21 protein-coding genes and 3 tRNA genes are annotated in these 24,339 nt (G+C 67.7%); 23 read left to right on the forward strand and 1 reads right to left on the reverse strand.

Features of this window, described 5'->3' with window-relative positions; genetic code table 11:
- The first annotated feature begins 9 nt into the window (after window positions 1-9).
- On the forward strand, window positions 10-459 hold the full coding sequence (locus WFI16_RS11520; protein WP_419897985.1) for a hypothetical protein: 450 nt from the start codon (window positions 10-12) through the stop codon (window positions 457-459).
- Window positions 460-476: 17 nt separating this feature from the next.
- On the opposite strand, the gene WFI16_RS11525 is transcribed toward WFI16_RS11520, so the two are convergent.
- Entirely contained in the window at window positions 477-1,703 is a 1,227-nt protein-coding gene (locus WFI16_RS11525; RefSeq protein ID WP_419897986.1) for a pyridoxal phosphate-dependent aminotransferase, read from the reverse strand.
- A gap of 153 nt (window positions 1,704-1,856) precedes the next feature.
- On the opposite strand from WFI16_RS11525, the gene WFI16_RS11530 reads away from it, so the two are divergent.
- The 22 genes from WFI16_RS11530 (at window position 1,857) to nuoN (ending at window position 24,279) form a co-directional block, all read left to right on the forward strand.
- Window positions 1,857-1,941, forward strand: a tRNA-Leu gene (locus WFI16_RS11530).
- Window positions 1,942-1,987: 46 nt separating this feature from the next.
- Entirely contained in the window at window positions 1,988-3,325 is a 1,338-nt protein-coding gene (gene tig / locus WFI16_RS11535) for a trigger factor (RefSeq protein ID WP_419897987.1), read from the forward strand.
- A 353-nt stretch (window positions 3,326-3,678) separates the two neighbouring features.
- Window positions 3,679-4,320, forward strand: a complete 642-nt coding sequence (gene clpP, locus WFI16_RS11540; RefSeq protein ID WP_076956203.1) for an ATP-dependent Clp endopeptidase proteolytic subunit ClpP — start codon at window positions 3,679-3,681, stop codon at window positions 4,318-4,320.
- A 178-nt stretch (window positions 4,321-4,498) separates the two neighbouring features.
- Window positions 4,499-5,755, forward strand: coding sequence for an ATP-dependent Clp protease ATP-binding subunit ClpX (gene clpX, locus WFI16_RS11545; protein WP_419897988.1), 1,257 nt, complete (start codon window positions 4,499-4,501; stop codon window positions 5,753-5,755).
- A 158-nt stretch (window positions 5,756-5,913) separates the two neighbouring features.
- Window positions 5,914-8,331: an endopeptidase La gene (gene lon / locus WFI16_RS11550; RefSeq protein ID WP_419897989.1), complete on the forward strand. Its 2,418-nt coding sequence runs from the start codon at window positions 5,914-5,916 to the stop codon at window positions 8,329-8,331.
- 227 nt (window positions 8,332-8,558) lie between these two features.
- Entirely contained in the window at window positions 8,559-8,930 is a 372-nt protein-coding gene (locus tag WFI16_RS11555) for an HU family DNA-binding protein (RefSeq protein ID WP_419897990.1), read from the forward strand.
- 203 nt (window positions 8,931-9,133) lie between these two features.
- Window positions 9,134-9,205 (forward strand) — tRNA-Val (locus WFI16_RS11560).
- A gap of 264 nt (window positions 9,206-9,469) precedes the next feature.
- Window positions 9,470-9,546: transfer RNA gene (locus tag WFI16_RS11565), tRNA-Asp, on the forward strand.
- A gap of 224 nt (window positions 9,547-9,770) precedes the next feature.
- The gene (locus tag WFI16_RS11570; RefSeq protein ID WP_076956207.1) at window positions 9,771-10,139 is read left to right on the forward strand and encodes an NADH-quinone oxidoreductase subunit A; all 369 of its coding nucleotides are present in this window, start codon (window positions 9,771-9,773) and stop codon (window positions 10,137-10,139) included.
- Window positions 10,140-10,146: 7 nt separating this feature from the next.
- Entirely contained in the window at window positions 10,147-10,701 is a 555-nt protein-coding gene (locus WFI16_RS11575) for a NuoB/complex I 20 kDa subunit family protein (protein ID WP_419897991.1), read from the forward strand.
- The gene (locus WFI16_RS11580; RefSeq protein WP_442970671.1) at window positions 10,694-11,362 is read left to right on the forward strand and encodes an NADH-quinone oxidoreductase subunit C; all 669 of its coding nucleotides are present in this window, start codon (window positions 10,694-10,696) and stop codon (window positions 11,360-11,362) included. The genes WFI16_RS11575 and WFI16_RS11580 overlap by 8 nt, the downstream gene beginning before the upstream one ends.
- Window positions 11,359-12,576, forward strand: coding sequence for an NADH-quinone oxidoreductase subunit D (locus WFI16_RS11585; protein WP_419897992.1), 1,218 nt, complete (start codon window positions 11,359-11,361; stop codon window positions 12,574-12,576). Before WFI16_RS11580 ends, WFI16_RS11585 begins: the two co-directional genes overlap by 4 nt.
- Entirely contained in the window at window positions 12,573-13,244 is a 672-nt protein-coding gene (locus WFI16_RS11590) for a complex I 24 kDa subunit family protein (RefSeq protein ID WP_419897993.1), read from the forward strand. Before WFI16_RS11585 ends, WFI16_RS11590 begins: the two co-directional genes overlap by 4 nt.
- Window positions 13,245-13,248: 4 nt before the next feature.
- Window positions 13,249-14,559, forward strand: coding sequence for an NADH-quinone oxidoreductase subunit NuoF (nuoF, locus tag WFI16_RS11595; protein WP_419897994.1), 1,311 nt, complete (start codon window positions 13,249-13,251; stop codon window positions 14,557-14,559).
- 6 nt (window positions 14,560-14,565) lie between these two features.
- On the forward strand, window positions 14,566-16,626 hold the full coding sequence (gene nuoG, locus WFI16_RS11600) for an NADH-quinone oxidoreductase subunit NuoG (RefSeq protein WP_419897995.1): 2,061 nt from the start codon (window positions 14,566-14,568) through the stop codon (window positions 16,624-16,626).
- A 6-nt stretch (window positions 16,627-16,632) separates the two neighbouring features.
- The gene (gene nuoH / locus WFI16_RS11605) at window positions 16,633-17,643 is read left to right on the forward strand and encodes an NADH-quinone oxidoreductase subunit NuoH (protein ID WP_419897996.1); all 1,011 of its coding nucleotides are present in this window, start codon (window positions 16,633-16,635) and stop codon (window positions 17,641-17,643) included.
- An 83-nt stretch (window positions 17,644-17,726) separates the two neighbouring features.
- Window positions 17,727-18,215: an NADH-quinone oxidoreductase subunit NuoI gene (gene nuoI, locus WFI16_RS11610; RefSeq protein ID WP_419897997.1), complete on the forward strand. Its 489-nt coding sequence runs from the start codon at window positions 17,727-17,729 to the stop codon at window positions 18,213-18,215.
- Window positions 18,216-18,341: 126 nt separating this feature from the next.
- A complete protein-coding gene (locus WFI16_RS11615; protein WP_419897998.1) occupies window positions 18,342-19,115 on the forward strand; it encodes an NADH-quinone oxidoreductase subunit J in 774 nt (257 codons plus the stop codon).
- On the forward strand, window positions 19,115-19,426 hold the full coding sequence (nuoK, locus tag WFI16_RS11620; RefSeq protein WP_207553489.1) for an NADH-quinone oxidoreductase subunit NuoK: 312 nt from the start codon (window positions 19,115-19,117) through the stop codon (window positions 19,424-19,426). The genes WFI16_RS11615 and nuoK overlap by 1 nt, the downstream gene beginning before the upstream one ends.
- A gap of 4 nt (window positions 19,427-19,430) precedes the next feature.
- The gene (nuoL, locus tag WFI16_RS11625; RefSeq protein WP_419897999.1) at window positions 19,431-21,347 is read left to right on the forward strand and encodes an NADH-quinone oxidoreductase subunit L; all 1,917 of its coding nucleotides are present in this window, start codon (window positions 19,431-19,433) and stop codon (window positions 21,345-21,347) included.
- On the forward strand, window positions 21,344-22,855 hold the full coding sequence (locus WFI16_RS11630) for an NADH-quinone oxidoreductase subunit M (protein ID WP_419898000.1): 1,512 nt from the start codon (window positions 21,344-21,346) through the stop codon (window positions 22,853-22,855). The genes nuoL and WFI16_RS11630 overlap by 4 nt, the downstream gene beginning before the upstream one ends.
- Window positions 22,856-22,860: 5 nt before the next feature.
- Entirely contained in the window at window positions 22,861-24,279 is a 1,419-nt protein-coding gene (nuoN, locus tag WFI16_RS11635; RefSeq protein ID WP_419898001.1) for an NADH-quinone oxidoreductase subunit NuoN, read from the forward strand.
- Window positions 24,280-24,339 lie beyond the last annotated feature (60 nt).

A 24,339-nucleotide genomic window follows, 5' to 3' on the forward strand; every position in this document is an offset into this window, starting at 1 on the left:
GGGCGGCCCATGCTTGCCGCCCTGCATTTCACGCCGCCCGAAAGCCGCGCCATCGCCGCTGCCCTGGCGCCGCTGCGCCTGCCGCCGCCGCCCGAGCTGCTGGCGCGCCGCCGCCGCGGCCAGGCCGGGCTGCTGGTGGCCGCCAGCCTGGAAGGGCAGGGGGCGGCCTGCCTGGTGCTCGATCTCCATGAATTCGGGCCGGCCCTGGCCTCGGCCGATCCCGAGTCGCTGGGCGGGCTCTGCCTGGCCACGGGGCACCGGCTCCTGCTGCGCGACCTGCTGCGCGCCACCCTGGCCGCCGAGGGCGGGGCCGAGCGGGTGCTGCTGGCGCTGCGCCGGGCCGCCCGCGCCGGCGAGGCGCCGCCCTCGAAGAAACTGGCAGCCCTCCTGCCGGAAGGGCGGCTGCGCATCGCGCTGCTCGCCCTGCCCGGCCGGGGGCTGCTGAACCTGCTCGCCTGAGGGCGCGGCGCCGCCGGTCAGACGGCCGCCGGCGCCTGGCCGGCGCGCGCGTGGAAGAAGGCCGAGAGGCGGCGCATCGCCTCCTCGGCCAGCGGCACGTCGATGGCGAAGCAGAGTCGCAGCTGCCCCTGGCCGGCCGGGCCGAAGGCGGTGCCGGGCGCCAGCCCGACCTTGGCCTCGCGCAGGATGCGCACCGCGAGCGCCTTGGCATCCGCCTCGCCCTCGACGCCGAACATCACGTAGAAGCTGCCCTCCGGCGGCTGCACCTTCACCCCCGGCAGCGCGGCCAGCCCTTCCGAGAAGATCCGCCGGCTCTCGCGGCAGCGCGCCACCATGGTGCGGATGAAGTCGTCGCCCTGTTCCAGCGCGGCCACGCAGGCGTGCTGGATGAAGGTCGGGATCGAGGTGGTGTTGTACTGGCTGAGATTGTCGAAGACCGGCGCCAGCCCCTCGGGGAAGACCAGCCAGCCGGCGCGCCAGCCGGTCATCGCCCAGTTCTTGGAAAAAGTGTTGGAGATCAGGAGCTTGTCCTGGGCGTCACAGACTTCCAGGAAGGAGGGGGCGATGGCGTTGCCATAGGTGAAGTGGTTGTAGACCTCGTCGGAGAGGATCCACAGCCCGTGCTGGCGGGCGAGGTCGCGCAGCGCCACCATCTCGGCCTTGCTCATCACCCAGCCGGTCGGGTTGGAGGGCGAGTTGATGGCGATCACCCGGGTCTTCGGCGTGATCGCCGCCTCGATATCGGCGAGATCCAGGCGGAAGGCGCCGGGGCGGTCCTGGCGCAGCGCCACGGGGACCGGGGTGCCACCCAGCACCTTCACCGTCTCGGCCAGGTTCGGCCAGTGTGGCGCCGGGAAGATCACCTCGTCGCCCGGGCTGAGCACCGCCTGCAGCCCCTGCATGATGGCGTTCATGCCGCCGGTGGTGATGGTGAAGCGGCTGGCCGGCACCTCCACCCCCCAGTGGCGGCGGTGGTAGTCGGACAGCGCCTGGCGCAGCGCCGGCAGGCCCAGCGCATAGGTGTAGCGGGTGTGGCCGGCGCGCATCGCGGCGGCGGCGGCCTCGACCACGAAGGGCGGCGTCGGCAGGTCGCCCTCGCCGATCCACAGCTTGATCACCGCCGGGTCCTCGCGCGCCAGGTCGGCGATCTCGGCGATCTGGTTGACCCCGAGGGCGCGGATGCGCTCGTCCAGGGTGTCGAAGGGGGCGAGGGGCAGGGGGGTGGCGGTGATGGCGGTGCTCATGGCAGGACCTTCGGGCGTCGTTCCGCCTGTGTGGAGGGGCGCGCGGCCGAGCGCAAGCGGGGCGCGGAAGGTGGCGGCATTGCGGTCCACCCTTTCATTGCCGGCCCCCTTGCGCTAAACGCGCCGGCTTATGGAAGCGCCGGGACTGCGTTCGCGGGCGTGGTGGAACTGGCAGACACGCTGGATTTAGGTTCCAGTGGCGCAAGCCGTGGGGGTTCAAATCCCTCCGCCCGCACCACCGGCCGTCCGGCACGAGACTGATTCTTCAGGAGCATGGTGTGGCGATGCAGGTGACCGAGCTGGCAGCCGAGGGGCTGAAGCGGGGCTTTACCGTGGTGGTTCCGGCGGCGGACATCGCCGCGGCGCGCGATCAGCGTCTGGCGTCGCTGGCGAAGGAGATCCGGCTGCCGGGCTTCCGCCCCGGCAAGGTGCCGGCCGCGGTGGTCAAGCAGCGCTACGGCGCCTCGATCATGGGCGAGGTGCTCGAGGAGCAGGTGCAGTCCATCACCAAGACCGTGGTCGATGAGCGCGGCCTGCGCCCGGCCACGCAGCCGAAGATCGAGCTGGTGAAGTTCGAGGATGGCAGCGACCTCGAGTTCAAGATCGAGCTGGAGCAGCTGCCCGAGATCCCGCTGCCCGACTTCTCGGCGATCGAGCTGGAGAAGCCGGTCGCCAAGGTCGGTGACGACGAGGTGATGAAGGCGCTGGAGGGCATCGCGTCCCGCAACCGCGCCATGGAGGACGTCACCGAGGACCGCGCCGCGGCCGAGGGCGACGTGGTCGTCACCGACTTCACCGGCCGCCTCGTGGTCGATGGCGTGGTCGGCGAGGCCTTCCAGGGCGGCACCGGCACCGACATGCCGGTCGAGATCGGCGGCGCCGGCTTCATCCCCGGCTTCGCCGAGGGCCTGGTCGGCATCAAGGTCGGTGAGACCCGCCATGTCGACGTGACCTTCCCGGCCGAGTACGGCGCCGCCGAGCTGGCCGGCAAGCCGGCCCAGTTCGAGCTGACCGCCAAGAAGCTGCAGACCCCGGTCGCCGCCTCGGTGGACGAGGACTTCGCCAAGAAGCTCGGCCTGGAGAGCCTGGACGAGCTGAAGAAGCGGATCGCCGAGTCCCTGCAGGGCGAGTACGACCAGCTGTCGCGGCTGAACGTCAAGCGCAAGCTGCTCGACGCCCTGGCCGCGCAGGCCAGCTTCGAGGTGCCCCCCTCGATGGTCGAGAGCGAGTTCGCCCAGATCTGGCAGCGCGTCGAGGCCGACCTGAAGGCCGGCCGCCTGGATGACGAGGACAAGGGCAAGGACGAGGAGACGCTGAAGGGCGACTACCGCGCCATTGCCGAGCGTCGCATTCGCCTGGGCCTGCTGCTGTCGGAGATCGGCCGCAGCAACAACATCCAGGTGACCAACGAGGAACTGACCCAGGCGATGCGGACCGAGGCCAGCCGCTATCCGGGTCAGGAGCGCCAGGTCCTCGACTTCTTCCAGAAGAACCCGCAGGCAATCGACAACCTGCGCGCGCCGATCTTCGAGGAGAAGGTGGTCGACTTCATGCTCGAGCTGGCCAAGGTCAGCGAGAAGGAAGTCCCGGCCGGCGATCTCTCGGCCGAGCCCGCGGCCTGACCTCTCTCCCCCTGGCTTCGGCCGGGGGGGATGCCATCGCGGCGCGGCGGGGTTGGTCCCGCCCGCCGGAGGGAAGCCGGCCCCGGACTCGCGCCGGGACCGGCTGCCGGAAAGGCCCAGAAGGGCGCGCCACGGTCCGCCCGGAACAGCCCGGCGCCCGGCGCCGGGCAGGGAAGGCGCTTCTGCCGGGGGGTTTGCCCCCGCATTGTCGCGCCCCCCTCTTTCGCGCCGCCGCCGGCTGCCCCATGTTAATCCCGAAGCGTTAGGGTGACGGCGGCAGGCCGGTGCCGGAAGGCCGTGGGCAAAGGGCCCGCGGCGGATCCGGCCCCCCTGCCACCGCGAGAGGATGCACAATGCGGGACCGCGATCCGGTCGAACTGTACAACAACCTCGTCCCCATGGTGATCGAGCAGACCGCCCGGGGCGAGCGGGCCTTCGATATCTATTCGCGCCTGCTGAAGGAGCGGATCATCTTCCTGACGGGTCCGGTCTACGACCAGATGTCGTCGCTGATCTGCGCCCAGCTGCTGTTCCTGGAGAGCGAGAATCCGAACAAGGATATCGCCTTCTACATCAACAGCCCGGGCGGCGTGGTCTCGGCCGGCCTCGCGATGTACGACACGATGCAGTACATCCGCGCCCCGGTCAGCACGGTCTGCCTCGGCATGGCCGCCTCGATGGGCAGCCTGCTGCTGACCGCGGGCGAGAAGGGCAAGCGGTTCGCCCTGCCGAACAGCCGGATCATGGTGCACCAGCCCTCCGGCGGCGCCCAGGGCCAGGCGACCGATATCGAGATCCAGGCGCGCGAGATCCTGTCGCTGCGCAAGCGGCTGAACCAGATCTACGTGAAGCATACCGGCCAGCCGATCGAGGAGATCGAGAAGAAGCTGGAGCGGGACAGCTACATGTCCGCCGAGGAGGCGCGGGATTTCGGGCTGATCGACCAGGTGGTCGAGGAGCGCCCGGCCACCCCCGCCGAGCTGGCCAAGGGGTGAGGCCGGCGGAAGCCCTGCGCCGGGCGAGAAACCCGGCCGGGCTTCCACGGTCTGCCCGCCTGGCGGGAGCGGGGCTGGCGCGGGCCGCCCTGTTTCCGTTCCACTTCCCCCCGGATGACAGGGGGGCTACAGTCCCGCAAGATCGCCCGGCCCTTCGCCGGGGGGTCCAGGAGCGCGCATGAGCAAGTCCGGCGACTCAAAGAACACCCTGTATTGCTCGTTCTGCGGCAAGTCGCAGCACGAGGTACGCAAACTCATCGCCGGCCCGACGGTCTTCATCTGCGACGAGTGCGTCGAGCTCTGCATGGATATCATCCGTGAGGAGCACAAGACGCATCTGGTGAAGTCGCGCGACGGGGTGCCGACCCCGCGCGAGATCTGCAAGGTGCTGGATGACTACGTGATCGGGCAGGAGCACGCCAAGAAGGTGCTCTCCGTCGCGGTGCACAATCATTACAAGCGCCTGGCCCATGGCGCGAAGACCGGCGAAGTCGAGATCGCCAAGTCGAACATCATGCTGGTCGGCCCCACCGGCTCGGGCAAGACGCTGCTGGCGCAGACCCTGGCGCGCATCCTCGACGTGCCCTTCACCATGGCCGACGCGACGACGCTGACCGAGGCCGGCTATGTAGGCGAGGATGTCGAGAACATCATCCTCAAGCTGCTGCAGGCGGCCGACTACAATGTCGAGCGGGCGCAGCGCGGCATCGTCTATATCGACGAGGTCGACAAGATCAGCCGCAAGTCCGACAACCCCTCCATCACCCGTGATGTGAGCGGCGAGGGCGTGCAGCAGGCCCTGCTGAAGATCATGGAGGGCACCGTCGCCTCGGTGCCGCCGCAGGGCGGGCGCAAGCATCCGCAGCAGGAATTCCTGCAGGTCGACACCTCGAACATCCTCTTCATCGTCGGCGGCGCCTTCGCCGGGCTGGAGAAGATCATCGCCGGCCGCGGCAAGGGCTCGGGCATCGGCTACGGCGCCGAGGTGCGCGGCCCCGACGAGCGGCGCACCGGCCAGATCCTGCGCGAGGTGGAGCCCGAGGACCTGCTGAAGTTCGGCCTGATCCCGGAATTCATCGGCCGTCTGCCGGTCATCGCCACGCTCGACGATCTGGACGAGAAGGCGCTGATCGAGATCCTGACCAAGCCGAAGAACGCCCTGGTCAAGCAGTACCAGCGCCTGTTCGAGATGGAGGCCACCAAGCTGACCTTCACCGAGGACGCGATGCGCTCGGTCGCCGCCCGCGCCATCCAGCGCAAGACCGGCGCCCGTGGCCTGCGCTCGATCATGGAGGGCATCCTGCTCGGCACCATGTTCGATCTGCCGGGTCTGGAAGATGTCGAGGAAGTGGTGGTGAACAAGGAGGTGGCCGAAGGCCGTGCCGCCCCGCTGTTCATCTATGGTGAACGGGCGGCGGAGCAGTCTTCCGCGTGAGCCGTACCCGGCAGCGGTGTCCGGGGGGTCCGTCGGCTTTCGCCGCGCGGCTTGCCCCGGCCCCTTGCCGGCCCCATTTCATGGGAATGACGCCCGTGGTGCGGAGCCGTGCCGATGACCGGGCGGACCTGCACCGACTGTCCTGAGTGAGGTCCCCAATGGCGGAACAGAAACCCGAATTGACGAGCGGTGAGCTGCTGCCGGTGTTGCCGCTGCGCGACATCGTCGTCTTCCCGCACATGATCGTGCCGCTCTTCGTCGGCCGCGAGAAAAGCGTCCGCGCCCTGGAAGCGGTGATGCGGGAGGACAAGCAGATCCTGCTGGTCGCCCAGCGCAATGCCGCCCAGGACGACCCCGGCTCCGCCGATCTCTACGATGTGGGCACCGTCTCCACCGTGCTGCAGCTGCTGAAGCTGCCGGACGGCACCGTCAAGGTGCTGGTCGAAGGGGGCAAGCGCGCCCGCGTGCTCGGCTTCAAGGAGACCGACCAGTATTTCGAGGCCTATACGGCCGCCCTCGACGAGGAGCAGCCCGAGGCGCCCGAGATCGAGGCGCTGGCCCGCACGGTCGTGTCCCAGTTCGAGCAGTATATCAAGCTCAACAAGAAGATCGCGCCCGAGGTGCTGGTCTCGATCAACCAGATCGAGGATTCGGCCAAGCTGGCCGACACCGTCGCCAGCCACCTCAACCTGAAGATCTCCGAGAAGCAGGAGCTGCTCGAGATCGCCTCCGTCGCGCAGCGGCTGGAGCGGGTCTTCGCCCATATGGAGAACGAGATCGGCGTTCTTCAGGTGGAGAAGCGCATCCGCAACCGCGTCAAGCGGCAGATGGAGAAGACCCAGCGCGAGTACTATCTGAACGAGCAGCTGAAGGCGATCCAGAAGGAGCTGGGCGAGGGCGAGGACGGCAAGGACGAGTCCGCCGAGCTCGAGGCCAAGATCAAGGCTACCAAGCTCTCCCCCGAGGCGCGCGACAAGGCGATGGCGGAGCTGAAGAAGCTGCGCTCGATGTCGCCGATGAGCGCCGAGGCGACGGTGGTGCGCAACTACCTCGACTGGATCCTGTCGATCCCCTGGAAGAAGAAGTCGAAGGTCCGCAACGACCTGGCCAAGGCCGAGGCGGTGCTGGACGCCGACCACTACGGCCTCGACAAGATCAAGGAGCGGATCCTCGAATACCTGGCGGTGCAGTCGCGCAGCCCGAAGATCCGCGGCCCGATCCTCTGCCTGGTCGGCCCGCCGGGCGTCGGCAAGACCTCGCTGGGCAAGTCGATCGCCAAGGCGACCAACCGCAACTTCGTGCGCATGAGCCTCGGCGGCGTGCGCGACGAGGCGGAGGTGCGCGGCCACCGGCGGACCTATATCGGCTCGATGCCGGGCAAGGTCATCCAGGGGATGAAGAAGGCCAAGACCTCCAACCCGCTCTTCCTGCTGGACGAGATCGACAAGCTCGGTGCCGACTGGCGCGGCGATCCGTCGAGCGCCCTGCTCGAGGTGCTGGATCCGGAGCAGAACGCGACCTTCGCCGACCACTATCTGGAGGTCGATTACGACCTCTCGGACGTGATGTTCGTGACGACCGCCAACAGCCTGCGCATGCCGCAGCCGCTGCTGGACCGCATGGAGATCATCCGCATCCCCGGCTATACCGAGGATGAGAAGGTGCAGATCTGCCGCCGCCACCTGATCCCCAAGGTCACTGAGGCCAACGGGCTGAAGGACGGCGAGTGGAGCGTCACCGACGACGCGCTGCTCGACCTGGTGCGCTACTACACGCGCGAGGCCGGCGTCCGGAACCTGGAGCGCGAGGTCGGCGGCCTGGCCCGCAAGGCGGTCAAGGAGATCGTCTCGAAGAAGGCCAAGAAGGTCGCGATCAACCGCAAGAACCTGGACAAGTATGCCGGGGTGAAGAAGTTCACCTATGGCGAGACCGAGTCCGAGGACATGGTGGGCGTGGTCACCGGCCTGGCCTGGACCGAGGTCGGCGGCGAGATCCTGACGATCGAATCCGTCATGGTCCCGGGCAAGGGCAAGGTGCAGACCACCGGCAAGCTCGGCGACGTGATGCAGGAGAGCGTCTCGGCGGCGCTGTCCTATGTCCGCTCGCGGGCGATCAGCTTCGGCATCAAGCCGACGACCTTCGACCGCCGCGACATCCATGTGCACGTCCCGGAAGGGGCGACGCCCAAGGACGGCCCCTCGGCCGGCATCGCCATGGCGACATCGATCGTCTCGATCCTGACCGGCATCCCGGTGCGCAAGGATGTCGCCATGACCGGCGAGATCACCCTGCGCGGTCGCGTGCTGCCGATCGGCGGATTGAAGGAAAAACTGCTGGCGGCGCTGCGGGCCGGCATCAAGACGGTCTTCATCCCGAAGGACAATGAGAAGGACCTGGCCGAGATCCCCGACAACGTGAAGAAGGGGCTGACCATCAACCCCGTGGCGCATGTCGACGAGGTGATCAACAAGGCACTGGTCCGTCCGCCCGAGGCGATCGACTGGAGCGAGCCGGAGGAGCCTGCGCCGCAGGCCGCCGACGGCAAGGCCACCGCGCCGGCCAGCCTGCCGCATTGAGCGATCCGGCCGGGCCTTGAGCCCATGCCGGTGAAGAAAGGGCCAGGAATTATCCTGGCCCTTTTTTTATGCGCCGCGCAGCGGTTTTCCGGCGGCGGCCCGGGGTCGGACGTTGCGGATATGCACCAAGCGGTTGAGACTGAGGGCGCCGGGGGAGGCGACCCCGCGCCGCCGCCGGCCCGCCGAATTTTGCCGGACGGCGCGATGCGGTAGTCTTGGCCAGGGGGATGATACCTGCGGGGACGATACCCACCGGCGAGGCCCGGCCAGAAGGCGGGCGACGCCATCCAGAGTCAGTGATCGAGAGAGTCGGGGGACAGGACCACGTGAACAAGCAGGATCTCGTCGCGGTCGTCGCAGAGACCGGCGAGCTCTCCAAGGCCAAGGCCGGCGAGGTGCTCGATGCGGTGTTCGATGCCATCAGCGAGTCGTTGAAGAACAAGCAGGAGGTGCGGCTGGTCGGCTTCGGCACCTTCTCCACCTCGCGCCGCAAGGCCGGCAAGGGCCGCAATCCGCGCACCGGGGAGGAGATCGAGATCGCCGCCTCCGCCACCGTGCGCTTCAAGGCCGGCAAGGCGCTGAAGGACGGGCTGGATTGACCGGGCTGGATTGACTGTGTGGGGCGGCGTCGCCGCCCCTGATGGGCCGATCGGCGCGGGGTCCCGGATAAGAGCCAGGACACCGCGCCGCCCGATCCGGCCTCTGGAAGGCGCCGGCCCGGCGGCAGAAGCCGCTGGCCGGTACCCCCCGCGGCCCCGCTTGGCCTGCGGTGGTTTTTCCCGCTAAACAGCGGCGACGCTGAGGGCGCTTAGCTCAGCGGTAGAGCGCCTCGTTTACACCGAGGATGCCGGCGGTTCGAATCCGTCAGCGCCCATTCCCTGATGATGGTCGTGACAGGCGGGAGAAGCGGGATGCTTCTCCGGGCGATGTCGTGCGCCCTGTCGCCGCGGGTCCTGCGCGTCTCCTCCTTTGCCGGGCGCCTGGCCCCGCCTTCCCGGGCCGGGACTCGGGGCCGTCAGGCCGCTCCGGGAGCGAAGCCACGGCTCAGCCATTTCTCTGTCATATCAATCCCCGAAAAGGTGATTTTGGGTCGTTGACAGCAGGGGCGCCGGGCCGTATTTCCCCCTCCACGACGGAAGCGGGTGTAGCTCAGTTGGTTAGAGCGCCGGCCTGTCACGCCGGAGGTCGCGGGTTCGAGCCCCGTCACTCGCGCCAGTCGTAACGCAAAAACGCCGCCCTGGATTTTCCAGGGCGGCGTTTTTGTCTTGGCGGCTATCCATCTTTCAATGTTCCGCAAGGGGCTGGGGGCTATGGCGATCCGGGCGCTTGGGAGGTAATGTCCGCCCAGCGTTGCGCTGCGGCATGCCCCGCGGCGTGACTGGCCGTGTGCTCCCCTGTGCACGGCCCTGTTGGGCCCCGGGCCCGAGGACGGACGCACCATGACCCAGCCCCTGCTGGCGAACTATTTCCCGATCCTGGTCTTCCTGGCCATTGCCGGCGGCATCGCCATTGCGATGGTGGGCGGCAGCGTGCTGGCGGCCCGGCAGAAGCCCTATGCGGAGAAGGTCTCCGCCTATGAATGCGGCTTCGAGCCTTTCGACGACACCCGCCGCCGCTTCGATGTGCGATTCTACCTGGTCGCCATCCTGTTCATCATCTTCGACCTCGAGGTCGCCTTCCTCTTCCCCTGGGCCGTCTCGCTTGGGCAGATCGGCTGGCTGGGCTTCCTGTCGATGATGGCGTTCCTGGGCGTGCTGACCGTCGGCTTCATCTACGAGTGGCGCAAAGGCGCCCTGGACTGGGAGTGACCGGCTCATGAGCGCGAGCAATCAGCTGGCCTGGAACCAGCAGGCCTTGCCGCCGGGGGCTGAGCAGGACGCCGTGCTCAACGGCGTCTCCGGCGAGATCGAGGAGAAGGGCTTTGTCGTCGCCAACCTGGACAAGGTGGTGAACTGGGCCCGGACCGGCAGCCTCTGGCCGATGACCTTCGGCCTGGCCTGCTGCGCGGTGCCGATGATCCACGCCTATATGCCCCGCTACGACCTCGACCGCTTCGGCGTCATCCCGCGCGGCTCGCCGCGCCAGTCGGATGTGATGATCGTCGCCGGCACGCTGACCAACAAGATGGCCCCGGCGCTGCGCAAGGTCTACGACCAGATGGCCGAGCCGCGCTGGGTCATCTCGATGGGCAGCTGCGCCAATGGCGGCGGCTACTACCACTACAGCTACAGCGTGGTGCGCGGCTGCGACCGCGTGGTGCCGGTCGATGTCTATGTGCCCGGCTGCCCGCCGACGGCCGAGGCGCTGGTCTATGGCATCCTGCAGCTGCAGAAGAAGATCCGCCGGACGGGGAGCATCCTGCGTGGCTGAGAACGAAACCGCCGTCGCCCCGGCCGAGCCGCCGCCGCCGCCGACGCCCGAGCAGGCGCTGCTGGCCGCCGTCCTCGCCTCCCTGCCCGGGGGCGTGGCGCTGGAAAGCCAGATCGCCCGCGGCGCCGAGGTGGAGATCCGCATCCGCCGCGAGGCGCTGCACGCGACCATGATGATGCTGCGCGACGATCCGCGCTTCGCCTTCGAGCTCTGCATCGATGTCTGCGGCGTCGACTGGCCGACGCGGGCCGAGCGCTTCGACGTGGTCTATCACCTGCTGTCGATGGCGCATAACCACCGCATCCGGGTGATCGTCGCGACCGATGCGGCGACGCCGGTGGCCAGCATCTGCGACATCTGGCCCTCCGCCACCTGGTTCGAGCGCGAGACCTGGGACATGTACGGCGTGGTCTTCGACGGCCAGCCGGACCTGCGCCGGATCCTCACGGATTACGGCTTCGAAGGCCATCCGCTGCGCAAGGACTTCCCGCTCACCGGCTTCGTCGAGGTCCGCTACGACCCCGAGCGCCAGGCCGTGGTCTATGAGCCGGTGAAGCTCACCCAGGACTTCCGCAATTTCGATTTCCTCTCGCCCTGGGAAGGCATGACGACGCTGCCCGGCGACGAGAAGGTGCATCTCAACCGGATCACCCGCGAATGAGCCTCAGCACCGACGACACCCCGGCCTCGGGCGGCACCCGCACCGTCGAGATCGACAGCCACACCATCAATTTCGGCCCGCAGCATCCGGCGGCGCATGGCGTGCTGCGCCTGATCCTGGAGATGCAGGGCGAGGTGGTGGAGCGTGCCGACCCGCATATCGGCCTGCTGCATCGCGGCACCGAGAAGCTGATCGAGCACAAGACCTATCTGCAGGCGCTGCCCTATTTCGACCGCCTCGACTACGTGGCGCCGATGGCGCAGGAGCATTGCTTCGCGCTGGCCGTGGAGAAGCTGCTGGGCATCGAGGCGCCGATCCGCGCCCAGTATATCCGCGTGCTCTTCGCCGAGATCAGCCGCGTCCTGAACCACATCCTGAACATCACCACCTATGCGCTGGATGTGGGCGCGACGACGCCGAGCCTCTGGGGCTTCGAGCAGCGCGAGGTGCTGCTGGAATTCTATGACGCCACCTCGGGCTCGCATTACCACGCCAACTACTTCCGCCCCGGCGGGGTGGCGAAGGACCTGCCGGCCGGGCTGACCGAGCGGATCAGCGCCTGGGCCGAGCAGTTCCCGACCTTCGTCGACGACATCGAGCGGCTGCTGACCGGCAACCGCATCTTCAAGCAGCGCACCGTCGACATCGGCATCATGACCGCCGAGGAAGCGATGGCCTGGGGCTTCACCGGGCCGTGCATCCGCGCCTCGGGCTGCGCCTGGGATCTGCGCCGCAGTCAGCCCTACGAGATCTACGACCAGCTCGATTTCGAGATCCCGGTGGGCAGCCATGGCGACTGCTACGAGCGCTACCTGGTGCGCATCGCCGAGATGCGTGAGAGCCACAAGATCATCAAGCAGTGCCTGGCGCAGATGCCGGGCGGCCCGATCAAGGTGGCGGACAGCAAGATCGCGCCGCCGAAGCGGGCCGAGATGAAGCGCTCGATGGAAGCGCTGATCCACCACTTCAAGCTGTATTCCGAGGGCTATCACGTGCCCGAGGGGTCGACCTACACCGCCGTCGAGGCGCCGAAGGGCGAGTTCGGCGTCTTCCTGGTCGCCGACGGCACCAACAAGCCCTATCGCTGCAAGATTCGCGCGCCCGGCTTCGCGCATCTGCAGGCGATGGAGAAACTGTCCAAGGGCCACATGCTGGCCGACGCCGTCTCTGTCATCGGCAGCCTGGACATCGTCTTCGGAGAGATCGACCGGTGAGCGCCCCGCATTCCCATTCTCACCAGGCCCATCAGCACGAGGAGCCGGCGAGCTTCGCCTTCGACGCCGACAGCGAGGCGCAGATCGCCAAGATCCTGGCGCGCTATCCCGAGGGCAAGCAGGCCAGCGGCGTGATCCCGCTGCTCTATGTGGCGCAGAAGCAGATGGGCCGGCTGACCGGCAGCGCCTGGGTGCCGCGCATCGCCATGGACACCATCGCGGAGCGGCTCGGCATGGCGCCGATCCGCGTCTATGAGGTGGCCACCTTCTACTTCATGTTCAACACCAAGCCGATCGGCCGCTTCCACCTGCAGGTCTGCGGCACGACGCCCTGCTGGCTGCGCGGCTCGGACGAGGTGCTGCGCGCCTGCAAGGAGCACGGCCACCTCAAGGGCTATGGCGACACCAGCGAGGACGGCCTCTTCACCATGACCGAGGTGGAGTGCCTGGGCGGCTGCGTCAACGCGCCGATCCTGCAGGTGGATGACGACTACTACGAGGACATGGACTACGAGACGACGGTCCAGCTGCTCGAGGCGCTGAAGCGCGGCGAGCGGCCGGTGCCGGGCAGCATGAAGGGCCGCCAGGGCAGCGCGCCGATCGGCGGGCCGGAGACCGTGCTCGACATCCCGATGGATGACGCCGCCCGGACCCTGGGGAAGGAGTGAGACCATGGCGCTGAGCGACAAGGACCGCATCTTCACCAACCTCTACGGCCTGCATCCGTGGAACCTGAAGGATGCCCGGCGCCGCGGCAGCTGGGACGGCACCGCGGCGATCATCGCCAAGGGCCGTGACTGGATCATCGAGGAGATGAAGCAGTCCGGCCTGCGCGGCCGCGGCGGCGCCGGCTTCCCGACCGGCATGAAGTGGTCCTTCATGCCGAAGTCGAACCCGGACGGGCGCCCCTCCTACCTGGTCGTCAATGGCGACGAGTCGGAGCCGGGCACCTGCAAGGACCGCGACATCATCCGCAACGATCCGCACCTGCTGATCGAGGGCTGCCTCTATGCCGGCGTCGGCATGGGCGCGCATGCGGGCTACATCTATGTCCGCGGCGAGTACTACAACGAGATCCAGGTCCTGCAGGCCGCGATCGACGAGTGCTATGAGGCAGGCCTGCTCGGCAAGAACGCCGCCGGTTCGGGCTGGGATTTCGACCTCTACGTGCATCGCGGCGCCGGCGCCTATATCTGCGGCGAGGAGACGGCGCTGATCGAGAGCCTCGAGGGCAAGAAGGGGATGCCGCGGCTGAAGCCGCCTTTCCCGGCCGCCGTCGGCCTCTATGGCTGCCCGACCACCGTGAACAACGTGGAGACCATCGCCGTCGTTCCCGCCATCCTGAAGCGCGGTGCCAGCTGGTTCTCCAGCTTCGGCCGCCCGAAGAATGTCGGGACGAAAATCTTCTGCATCCAGGGCCATGTGAACAAGCCCTGCAACGTGGAAGCCGAGATGAGCATCCCGATGCGGGAGCTGATCGACCGCTATGCTGGCGGCGTGCGCGGCGGCTGGGACAATCTGCTGGCGGTGATCCCCGGCGGCTCGTCCACCCCGCTGCTGCCCAAGCATATCTGCGACGACGTGCTGATGGATTTCGACGCGCTGCGCGAGCACAAGTCGGGCCTGGGCACCGCCGGCGTGATCGTCATGGACAAGTCCACCGACATCATCAAGGCGATCGCGCGCCTCGCGCATTTCTACAAGCATGAGAGCTGCGGCCAGTGCACCCCCTGCCGCGAGGGCATGGGCTGGCAGAAGCGCCTGATGGACCGCATGGTCGAGGGCCGCGCCGAGCTCGCCGAGATCGACGTGCTGGAAAGCGTCACGCGGCAGATCGAGGGCCACACCATCTGCGCGCTGGCCGATGGCGGCGTCTGGCCGGTGCAGGGCCTGATCCGGCACTTCCGGCCGCTGATGGAAGAGCGCATCCGGGACTATCACGCCAGGAAACACAGCGGCGCGATGCCGCTGGCGGCGGAGTAAGCGAGCATGGCCAAGGTCACAGTCGACGGGATCGAGATCGAGGTCCCGAACGGCGCCACCGTGCTGCAGGCCTGCGAGGCCGCTGGCAAGGAAATCCCGCGCTTCTGCTACCATGAGCGCCTGTCGGTCGCCGGCAATTGCCGCATGTGCCTGGTCGAGGTGGAGAAGGCGCCGAAGCCGGTGGCTTCCTGCGCCTATCCGGTCGCCGATGGCATGAAGGTCTTCACCGACTCTGCGATGGTGCGCAACGCCCGTCGCAACGTCATGGAATTCCTGCTGATCAACCACCCGCTCGACTGCCCGATCTGCGACCAGGGCGGCGAGTGCGACCTGCAGGACCAGGCGACCGCCTATGGCGGGCAGGGCGGCCGTTACCGCGAGCAGAAGCGCGCGGTGAAGGACAAGTATATGGGTCCGCTGGTCAAGACGATCATGACCCGCTGCATCCAGTGCACCCGCTGCATCCGCTTCGCCACCGAGGTCGCCGGCGTCCCCGAGCTGGGCGCGACGGGCCGCGGCGAGGACATGCAGATCGGCACCTATGTCGAGAAGGCGCTGTCCACCGAGCTCTCGGGCAACCTGATCGACATCTGCCCGGTCGGCGCGCTGACCAGCCGCCCCTATGCCTTCGTCGCGCGGCCCTGGGAGCTGCGCAAGACCGACAGCATCGACGTCCTCGACGCGGTGGGCGCTGCCATCCGCATCGACACGCGGGGCCCGGAAGTGGTGCGCATCCTGCCGCGCACCAATGAGGACGTGAACGAGGAGTGGATGGCCGATCGCGGCCGCTTCTCCTTCGACGGGTTGAAGCGGAAGCGGCTGGACCGCCCGTGGATCCGGGTGGACGGCAAGCTGCGCCCGGCCAGCTGGGAAGAGGCCTTCGCGGCCATCGCCGACCGCTTCCAGGGCCTGAAGCCCGAGCGCGTCGGCGCCGTCGCCGGCGACCTGGTCGATGCCGAGAGCGCCTTCGCGCTGCGCGAGCTGATGGCGGGCCTCGGCTCGGCCAATCTCGACTGCCGGCAGGACGGCGCGGCGATCGACGCCTCGCGCCGCGACTTCTACCTGTTCAACAGCGGCATCGCCGGCATCGACGAGGCCGATGCGCTGCTGATCATCGGCAGCAACCCGCGCCAGGAAGCGCCGGTGCTCAACGCGCGCATCCGCAAGCGCTGGGCCTCGGGCGCGCTGAAGGTCGGTTATGTCGGGCCGCAGGGTCTGAACCTGACCTACAAGGCGCAGCATCTGGGTGAGGGGCCTGCCGCGCTGGCAGCCCTGCAGGCCGGTGAGGGCTTCGCCGAGGTGCTGAAGGGCGCCTCCAAGCCGATGATCATCCTGGGCCGTGCGGCGATCGCGCGGGCCGATGGCGCGGCGGTGCTGGCCGCGGCCTGGGCGCTGGCCGAGTCCGTCGGCGCGCTGACCCCGGAATGGCACGGCTTCAACCTGCTGCACCTGTTCGGCGGCCAGGTCGGCGCGCTGGATGCCGGCTTCCTGCCGGGTCCGGGGGGCAAGGACCTGCCGGCGATGCTGTCGGGCGGCATGGACGCGCTCTGGCTGCTCGGCGCCGACGGCTTCGACCCGGCGCTGATCCCGGCCGGGACCTTCGTGGTCTATCAAGGCCATCACGGCGACCGCGCGGCCAGCCGCGCCGACGTGATCCTGCCGGGCGCCGCCTATCCGGAGAAGGAAGGCACCTACGTCAACACCGAGGGCCGCGCCCAGCGCGGCCGCCTGGCGCTGCACCCGCCGGGCGAGGCGCGGGAGGACTGGCGCATCGTCCGCGCCGCCGGCGCCGCCCTCGGCGTGCCGCTGGCCTTCGACACGCTGGACGCGCTGCGCGCCCGGCTGGTCGCCGCCAACCCGGTCTTCGGCATGATCGATGGCCGCGTCGCCGGCGGCTGCCTGGACACCACCGGCCCGGCGGCCGGCGGCGCCCCGCTCGGTCATGACAATTTCACCCTGCCGGTCACCGATTACTGGCAGGCGGATGCGATCAGCCGCGCCTCGGAGACGATGGCCGAGTGCAGCCGCATCTACAACGACGCCTCGCCCAAGCTGGCGGCGGAGTAACGGGCCATGGACGCTTTCCTCGCTTCCCCGATCGGGATCCTGGCCATCACCGTGGCGCAGACCCTGGCGCTGCTGGTGCCGCTGCTGATCGGCGTCGCCTACATGACCTATGCCGAGCGCAAGGTGATGGCGGCGATGCAGATGCGCGTCGGCCCGAATGTGGTCGGCCCCTTCGGCCTGCTGCAGCCCTTCGCCGACGCGCTGAAGATGCTGCTGAAGGAGACCATCATCCCGGCCGGCGCCAGCCGGGCGCTGTTCATCCTGGGCCCGATGCTGACCCTGGTGCTGGCGCTGATCGCCTGGGCGGTGATCCCGGTGAATGACGGCTGGGCGATCGCCGACATCAATGTCGGCGTGCTCTATTTGCTGGCGATCTCCTCGCTCGGCGTCTACGGCATCGTCATCGCCGGCTGGGCCTCGAACTCGAAATACGCCTTCCTGGGCGCGCTGCGCTCGGCGGCGCAGATGGTCTCCTATGAAGTCTCGATGGGCCTGGTCATCGTCACGGTGCTGCTCTGCGTGGGCAGCCTGAACCTGACGGAGATCGTGCGGGCGCAGAGCACGGTGTGGTTCGCCATCCCGCTCTTCCCGATGTTCATCATCTTCTTCATCTCGACCCTGGCGGAGACCAACCGTCCGCCCTTCGACCTGGCGGAAGGCGAGTCGGAACTGGTGGCGGGCTTCATGGTGGAATATTCCTCCATGACCTACGCGCTGTTCTTCCTCGGCGAATACGCCAACATGATCCTGATGTCGGCAATGACCACCATCCTGTTCCTGGGTGGCTGGCTGCCGCCGATGGACATCGCGCCCTTCAACTGGGTGCCGGGGCCGATCTGGTTCATCCTGAAGATCTGCCTCTGCCTGTTCACCTTCGTCTGGGTGCGCGCGACCTTCCCGCGCTACCGTTACGACCAGCTGATGCGGCTGGGCTGGAAGATCTTCCTGCCCTTCAGCCTGGGCTGGCTGATCCTGACGGCCTTCGTGCTGAAGATCATGGGCTGGCTGCCGGCATGACCTGGTCCAACCCCCTGCTGGTCATGATGACGGACCTTGTCCAAATGGAGAGCGCGGGCTACCCCCGCGCCGCGAGGTGAGTGATGGCAAGTCTTGACCGGATGGCGCGCAGCCTGCTGCTGGCCGAGCTGGCCTCGGGCATGGCGCTGACGCTGAAGTATTTCTTCAAGCCGAAGAGCACCATCAGCTACCCCTTCGAGAAGACGGCGCTGTCGCCGCGCTTCAAGGGCGAGCATGCGCTGCGCCGCTACGCCAATGGCGAGGAACGCTGCATCGCCTGCAAGCTCTGCGAGGCGGTCTGCCCGGCGCTGGCCATCACCATCGAGGCCGAGCCGCGCGAGGACGGCTCGCGCCGCACCACGCGCTACGACATCGACATGACGAAGTGCATCTATTGCGGCCTGTGCGAGGAAGCCTGCCCGGTGGATGCCATCGTCGAGGGGCCGAATTTCGAGTTCGCGACCGAGACCCGGGCGGAGCTGATCTATGACAAGGATCGGCTGCTCTCGAATGGCGACCGGTGGGAGCCGGAAATCGCCAAGCGCCTCGAGCTCGACGCGCCCTACCGCTGAGTTCTGCGGCGGGGGTGGGTCCGGTCGTGCCATCCCCGCGGCTTTCCTTCACGGCCCCGTCCTCCTGCCAGGACGGCTTTCTCGGAACGGTGCCATGATGCTGCATCTGCACGCGGGCGGGCTGCGATGATCGCCGCACTCGCCTTCTATGTCTTCGCGGCCATCTTGATCGCTTCCGCGGTCATGGTCGTGACCAGCCGCAACCCCGTGCACAGCGTGCTGTTCCTGATCCTGGCGTTCTTCAACGCCTCGGCGCTGTTCCTGCTCGCAGGGGCCGAGTTCCTGGCGATGATCCTGGTCATCGTCTATGTGGGCGCGGTCGCGGTCCTGTTCCTGTTCATCGTCATGATGCTGGACATCGACTTCAGCCGGCTGCGGGAAGGCTTCCAGCGCTACGCGCCGATCGGCGCGGTGATCGGGGCGATCCTCTTCCTCGAGCTGCTCTTCGTCTTCGGCTCCTGGCAGTTCGCGCCGGAGGCCAACAGCCTGCGCATGAACGCGGCGCCGGAGAGCGGGATCAGCAACACGGCCGCTCTGGGCCAGCTGATCTACACGGATTACATCTTCCTGTTCCAGCTGGCCGGGCTGATCCTGCTGGTCGCCATGATCGGCGCCATCGTGCTGACGCTGCGCGACAAGCCGGCGAACAGCCGCCGCCAGGACATCGCGACCCAGGTCGCCCGCGGCGAGGCGGTGACGCTGACCTCGGTGCCCTCGCGCAAGGGCCTGGCCGAGCTCGGCATCGTCCGCCGGCCGCTGCCGGCGCCGCCCAAGCCCAAGGCGATCCATGGCCACGGCCATGGTCACGACGATCATGGGCACGGGCCTGGGCACGGGCATGACGACCACGGCCATGGTGGCCATGGCCATGACGACAAGCATGGCGGGGGGCATCACTGATGCTGACCATCGGCCTCGGCCACTACCTGACGGTCAGCGCGATCCTCTTCGTGCTGGGCATCTTCGGCATCTTCATGAACCGCAAGAATGTCATCGTCATCCTGATGTCGCTGGAGCTCATCCTGCTCTCGGTGAACCTGAACATGGTGGCCTTCTCCTCGGCCCTGCAGGACCTCACCGGGCAGATCTTCGCGCTCTTCGTGCTGACCGTCGCGGCCGCGGAAGCCGCCATCGGCCTGGCCATCCTCGTCATCTACTTCCGCAACCGCGGCAGCATCGAGGTGGAGGACGTCTCCACCCTGAAGGGTTAGCCCAATGTTCGTCGGTGCTGTCTTCCTGCCGCTGCTGGGTTCGATCATCGCCGGTCTTTTCGGCCGGCTGATCGGCGACCGCGCGGCGCAATGGGCGACCGTGATCTGCATGGCGCTGGCCGCCTTCTGCGGATTGTCCTCCTTCGCCCAGGTGGCCTGGGGCCATGCCCCGGCCACGGTCGATATCGTGACCTGGCTGGATGTCGGCGGGCTGCAGTTCTCCTGGGCGCTGCGCTACGACACGCTGTCGGTCGTCATGGTCGGCATGGTCACGCTCGCCTCGACCATGATCCACCTCTACAGCGTGGGCTACATGTCGCATGACGCGACGATCCCGCGCTTCTTCAGCTACCTGTCGCTCTTCACCTTCATGATGCTCATGCTGGTGACCGCCGATAACCTGGTCCAGCTGTTCTTCGGCTGGGAAGGCATCGGCCTCGCGAGCTACCTGCTGATCGGCTACTGGTACGAGAAGGAAAGCGCCAACCGCGCGGCGATGAAGGCCTTCATCGTCAACCGCGTCGGCGACCTGTTCTTCATGCTCGGCATGGCGCTGACCTTCTGGACCTTCGGCTCCGTCGAGTTCGCGACCATCTTCCAGGGCATCGAGGCCGCCCAGCAGGTGACCTTCGCCGGCTATCCGGCGCTCGAGGTGATCGCGCTGCTGCTGTTCCTGGGCGCCATGGGCAAGTCGGCGCAGATCGGCCTGCACACCTGGCTGCCGGACGCGATGGAAGGCCCGACGCCGGTCTCCGCGCTGATCCATGCGGCGACGCTGGTGACGGCGGGCGTGTTCCTGATGGCGCGCATGTCGCCGGTCATCGAATACGCGCCGAACGTGCTGGGCTTCATCACCGTGATCGGCGCCACCACGGCGCTGTTCGCCGCCTCCGTCGGCATGGTGCAGAACGACATCAAGCGGGTCATCGCCTATTCGACCTGCTCGCAGCTCGGCTACATGTTCTTCGCCATCGGCGTCGGCGCCTATCAGGCGGCGGTGTTCCACCTGTTCACGCATGCCTTCTTCAAGGCGCTGCTGTTCCTCTCGGCCGGCTCGGTGATCCACGCCATGTCGGACGAGCAGGACATCCGCAAGATGGGCGGGATCTGGAAGAAGATCCCGATCACCTACGCGATGTTCTGGATCGGCAGCCTGGCGCTGGCCGGCGTGCCCTTCTTCGCCGGCTACTACTCGAAGGACTTCGTCCTCGAGGCGGCCTTCGCCGGCCATGGCTGGACCGCCAAGTATGCCTTCGTCTGCGGCATCCTGGCCGCCTTCCTGACCGCCTTCTACTCCTGGCGGCTGATCATCATGACCTTCCACGGCACGCCGCGGGCCGACCATCACACGATGGAGCACGTGCATGAGAGCCCGGCGGTCATGCTGATCCCGCTCTTCGTGCTGGCGCTGGGCGCGCTGTTCACCGGCGCCTATTTCGCCGAGGATTTCGTCGGCCATCACTGGCAGGCCTTCTGGAACGGCTCGATCGTCAACGCGCCGCACAACCACATCATGCACGACGCGCATGAGGTGCCGGGCTGGGTGCCGGTGGCGCCGACCATCGTCGGCGCGCTGGGCATCGCGCTCGCCTATCTCTGCTACATGTTCGTCCCCTCCATCCCGGGGAAGGTGGCGGCGGCCGTGCCCGGCCTGTACCGCTTCCTGCTGAACAAGTGGTATTTCGACGAGCTCTATGACCGGATCTTCGTCCAGCCCGCGCGTCGCCTGGCGCAGGTGCTGTGGAAGACCGGCGACGTGAAGATCATCGACGGCATGCCGAACGGCGCCGCCCGGCTGACGGTCCAGGCCTCCGGCCGGATGGTGCGGCTGCAGTCGGGGCGGGTGGCGAACTACGCCTTCGCGATGATCATCGGGCTCGTCCTCTTCGTCAGCATCTTCCTGTTTGGGGTCGGTCGATGAACGCCGCGGGTTTCCCCCTGCTCTCGCTGCTCACCTTCCTGCCGCTGCTGGGCGCGGGCATCCTGCTCTTCGTCCGCGGCGACGAGCAGGCGGTGGCGGCCAATGCGCGCTGGACGGCGCTCTGGACCAGCCTGATCACCTTCGGCCTGTCGCTGATCCTGTGGTTCCAGTTCGACAAGACGACCGCGGACTTCCAGTTCGTCGAGCGGCTGGACTGGATGCCGGAATTCGGCCTGGGCTATCACATGGGGGTGGACGGCATTTCCGTCCTCTTCGTGCTGCTGTCGACCGCGCTGACGCCGCTCTGCATCCTCTCCTCCTGGGAGGCGATCCAGAGCCGGGTGCGCGAGTACATGATCGCCTTCCTGGTGCTCGAGACGATGATGATCGGCATGTTCAGCTCGCTGGACATGGTGATGTTCTACATCTTCTTCGAGGGCGTCCTGATCCCGATGTTCCTGATCATCGGCGTCTGGGGCGGGGCGCGCCGGGTCTATGCGGCCTACAAGCTGTTCCTCTACACGCTGCTCGGCTCGCTGCTGATGCTGCTGGCGCTGCTGGCGCTCTGGTATGCCGCCGGCACCACCTACATCCCGGCGCTGTTCGAGCTGCGCATCGCGCCGCATGTCCAGGTCTGGCTGTTCCTGGCCTTCTTCGCCTCCTTCGCGGTGAAGGTGCCGATGTGGCCGGTGCACACCTGGCTGCCGGACGCGCATGTCGAGGCGCCGACGGCGGGCTCGGTCATCCTGGCCGGCGTGCTGCTGAAGATGGGCGCCTATGGCTTCCTGCGCTTCTCGCTGCCGCTGCTGCCGCAGGCGGTGGAGTGGTTCGCGCCGCTGATCTTCGCGCTCTCCGTCATCGCCGTGGTCTATACCTCGCTGGTGGCGCTGGCCCAGGAGGACATGAAGAAGCTGATCGCCTATTCCTCGGTCGCCCATATGGGCATCGTGACGATCGGCATCTTCACCATGAACCACCAGGGCATCTCGGGCGCGATCTTCCAGATGCTGAGCCATGGCGTGGTCTCGGGCGCGCTGTTCCTCTGCGTCGGCGTGCTCTACGACCGCGTCCATAGCCGCGAGATCCTGCGCTATGGCGGCGTCGCCAAGATCATGCCGGTCTATGCCGCGGTGTTCATGCTGTTCACCATGGGCTCGGTGGCACTCCCCGGCACCGCCGGCTTCCCCGGCGAGTTCCTGGTGATCGTCGGCGCCTGGCATGCCAACCCCTGGGTCGCCTTCGGCGCGGCGCTGGGGATGATCCTGGGCGCTGCCTACATGCTGTGGCTGTACCGTCGGGTGATCTTCTCGCGCATCACGCGGGATGACCTGCGGGTGCTGCTCGACCTCAGCCCGCGCGAGGTGGTCACCTTCGCGCCGCTGATCGTGCTGACGCTGTGGATGGGCCTCTATCCCTCGTCCTTCTTCTCCTTCTTCGAGGTCAGCGTCGCGGCGCTCGTCTCGCGGCATGAAGCCGCGATGGCGCTGCCGCGCCTGGCCGGGATGTGACCGGCATGAACTGGACCCTCATCCTCCCCGAGCTGGCGCTGGCGCTGGTCGGGCTGGTCGCCATGGTCGCCGGCGTGCTGCCGAAGCGCGACACCACCTTCGGCGTCAGCATGGGCGTGCTGGGCGGGCTGCTGCTGGCCGGTGTGCTGGTGCTGGCGCAGCCCGAGGGCAATGCCTTCGGCGGCCAGTATGTCGCCGACGCCTTCACCCGCTTCATGAAGCTGCTGGTGGTCGCGGGCGCGGCGCTGGGCCTGCTGCTGGCGATCGACTGGAACGCCAAGGAAGGCCTGTCGAAGTTCGAGTTCCCGCTGCTGGTGCTGTTCAGCACCATCGGCATGATGGTGATGGTCTCGGCCAACGACCTGATCGCCCTCTATATGGGCATCGAGCTGCTGTCGCTCTCGCTCTATGTCATCGCCGCCTTCAACCGTGACAGCGAGCGGTCCTCGGAAGCCGGCCTCAAGTACTTCGTGCTGGGCGCGCTGGCCTCGGGCCTGCTGCTCTACGGGTCCAGCCTGATCTACGGCTTCTCCGGCACCACCAATTTCGACCGGATCGCCGATGCGATCTCCTCGGCCGAGGGTGCGCCCTTTGGCCTGGTGGTCGGCCTGGTCTTCGTGCTGGCGGCGCTGGCCTTTAAGGTCTCGGCCGTGCCCTTCCACATGTGGACGCCCGACGTCTATGAGGGCGCGCCGACCCCGGTGACCGCCTTCTTCGCCTCGGCGCCGAAGGTCGCGGCGATCGCGCTGCTGGTCCGCGTGGCCGCCGGCCCCTTTGGCGACCTGGTGGCGCAGTGGCAGCAGGTGATCGTGCTCTGCTCGCTGGGCTCGATGATCCTGGGCGCCCTGGCGGCGATCGGCCAGAAGAACATCAAGCGGCTGATGGCCTATTCGTCGATCGGCCATGTCGGCTATGCGCTGATGGGTCTGGCGGTGGGCAGCGAGCTCGGCGTTCGCGGCCTGCTGCTCTACATGGCGATCTATCTCTTCACCAATGTCGGCGCCTTCGCGGTGCTGATCGCCATGCGCCGCAAGGGCCGGGCGCTGGAGGGGATCGACGACCTGGCCGGGCTGGGCAAGACCGATCCGGCGATGGCGCTGGCCATGACGCTGTTCATGCTGTCCATGGCGGGCATCCCGCCCTTGGCCGGCTTCTTCGGCAAGCTCTACGTCTTCCTGGCGGCGGTGCAGGGTGGGTTCTGGACGCTGGCGGTGGTCGGCGTGCTGAGCTCCGCGGTCTCGGCCTACTACTATCTGCGCGTCATCAAGGTGATGTTCTTCGACAGTGGCGAGGCGCTGGACCGGCGTCCCGCGAGCCTGTCGATGGTGCTGGCCGGCACCGGGTTGTTCACCACCTTCTTCTTCCTGTTCCCCGCGCCGTTCATGGCTGCGGCGCAGGCGGCGGTCGCGGCCCTGCTGGGCTGACTTTCTTTCTCGACAGAAAGAAGATGGGGGGTCCGGGGGGAATTCTTTCCCCCCGGCCTT

Source organism: Roseomonas sp. USHLN139 (genome assembly GCF_037145735.1).
In the GTDB taxonomy this organism is placed as follows: Bacteria; Pseudomonadota; Alphaproteobacteria; order Acetobacterales; family Acetobacteraceae; genus Pseudoroseomonas.

Coding starts and splice junctions, on each gene's coding strand:
- WFI16_RS11570 (WP_076956207.1), top strand. CDS start 9,771: ATGACCCAGCCCCTGCTGGCGAACTATTTCCCGATCCTGGTCTTCCTG.
- nuoG (WP_419897995.1), top strand. CDS start 14,566: ATGGCCAAGGTCACAGTCGACGGGATCGAGATCGAGGTCCCGAACGGC.
- WFI16_RS11525 (WP_419897986.1), bottom strand. CDS start 1,703: ATGAGCACCGCCATCACCGCCACCCCCCTGCCCCTCGCCCCCTTCGAC.
- clpX (WP_419897988.1), top strand. CDS start 4,499: ATGAGCAAGTCCGGCGACTCAAAGAACACCCTGTATTGCTCGTTCTGC.
- WFI16_RS11575 (WP_419897991.1), top strand. CDS start 10,147: ATGAGCGCGAGCAATCAGCTGGCCTGGAACCAGCAGGCCTTGCCGCCG.
- tig (WP_419897987.1), top strand. CDS start 1,988: ATGCAGGTGACCGAGCTGGCAGCCGAGGGGCTGAAGCGGGGCTTTACC.
- nuoF (WP_419897994.1), top strand. CDS start 13,249: ATGGCGCTGAGCGACAAGGACCGCATCTTCACCAACCTCTACGGCCTG.
- WFI16_RS11630 (WP_419898000.1), top strand. CDS start 21,344: ATGAACGCCGCGGGTTTCCCCCTGCTCTCGCTGCTCACCTTCCTGCCG.
- clpP (WP_076956203.1), top strand. CDS start 3,679: ATGCGGGACCGCGATCCGGTCGAACTGTACAACAACCTCGTCCCCATG.
- WFI16_RS11555 (WP_419897990.1), top strand. CDS start 8,559: ATGATACCTGCGGGGACGATACCCACCGGCGAGGCCCGGCCAGAAGGC.
- lon (WP_419897989.1), top strand. CDS start 5,914: ATGGCGGAACAGAAACCCGAATTGACGAGCGGTGAGCTGCTGCCGGTG.
- nuoI (WP_419897997.1), top strand. CDS start 17,727: ATGGCAAGTCTTGACCGGATGGCGCGCAGCCTGCTGCTGGCCGAGCTG.
- nuoK (WP_207553489.1), top strand. CDS start 19,115: ATGCTGACCATCGGCCTCGGCCACTACCTGACGGTCAGCGCGATCCTC.
- WFI16_RS11615 (WP_419897998.1), top strand. CDS start 18,342: ATGATCGCCGCACTCGCCTTCTATGTCTTCGCGGCCATCTTGATCGCT.
- WFI16_RS11520 (WP_419897985.1), top strand. CDS start 10: ATGCTTGCCGCCCTGCATTTCACGCCGCCCGAAAGCCGCGCCATCGCC.
- nuoL (WP_419897999.1), top strand. CDS start 19,431: ATGTTCGTCGGTGCTGTCTTCCTGCCGCTGCTGGGTTCGATCATCGCC.
- WFI16_RS11585 (WP_419897992.1), top strand. CDS start 11,359: ATGAGCCTCAGCACCGACGACACCCCGGCCTCGGGCGGCACCCGCACC.
- nuoH (WP_419897996.1), top strand. CDS start 16,633: ATGGACGCTTTCCTCGCTTCCCCGATCGGGATCCTGGCCATCACCGTG.
- nuoN (WP_419898001.1), top strand. CDS start 22,861: ATGAACTGGACCCTCATCCTCCCCGAGCTGGCGCTGGCGCTGGTCGGG.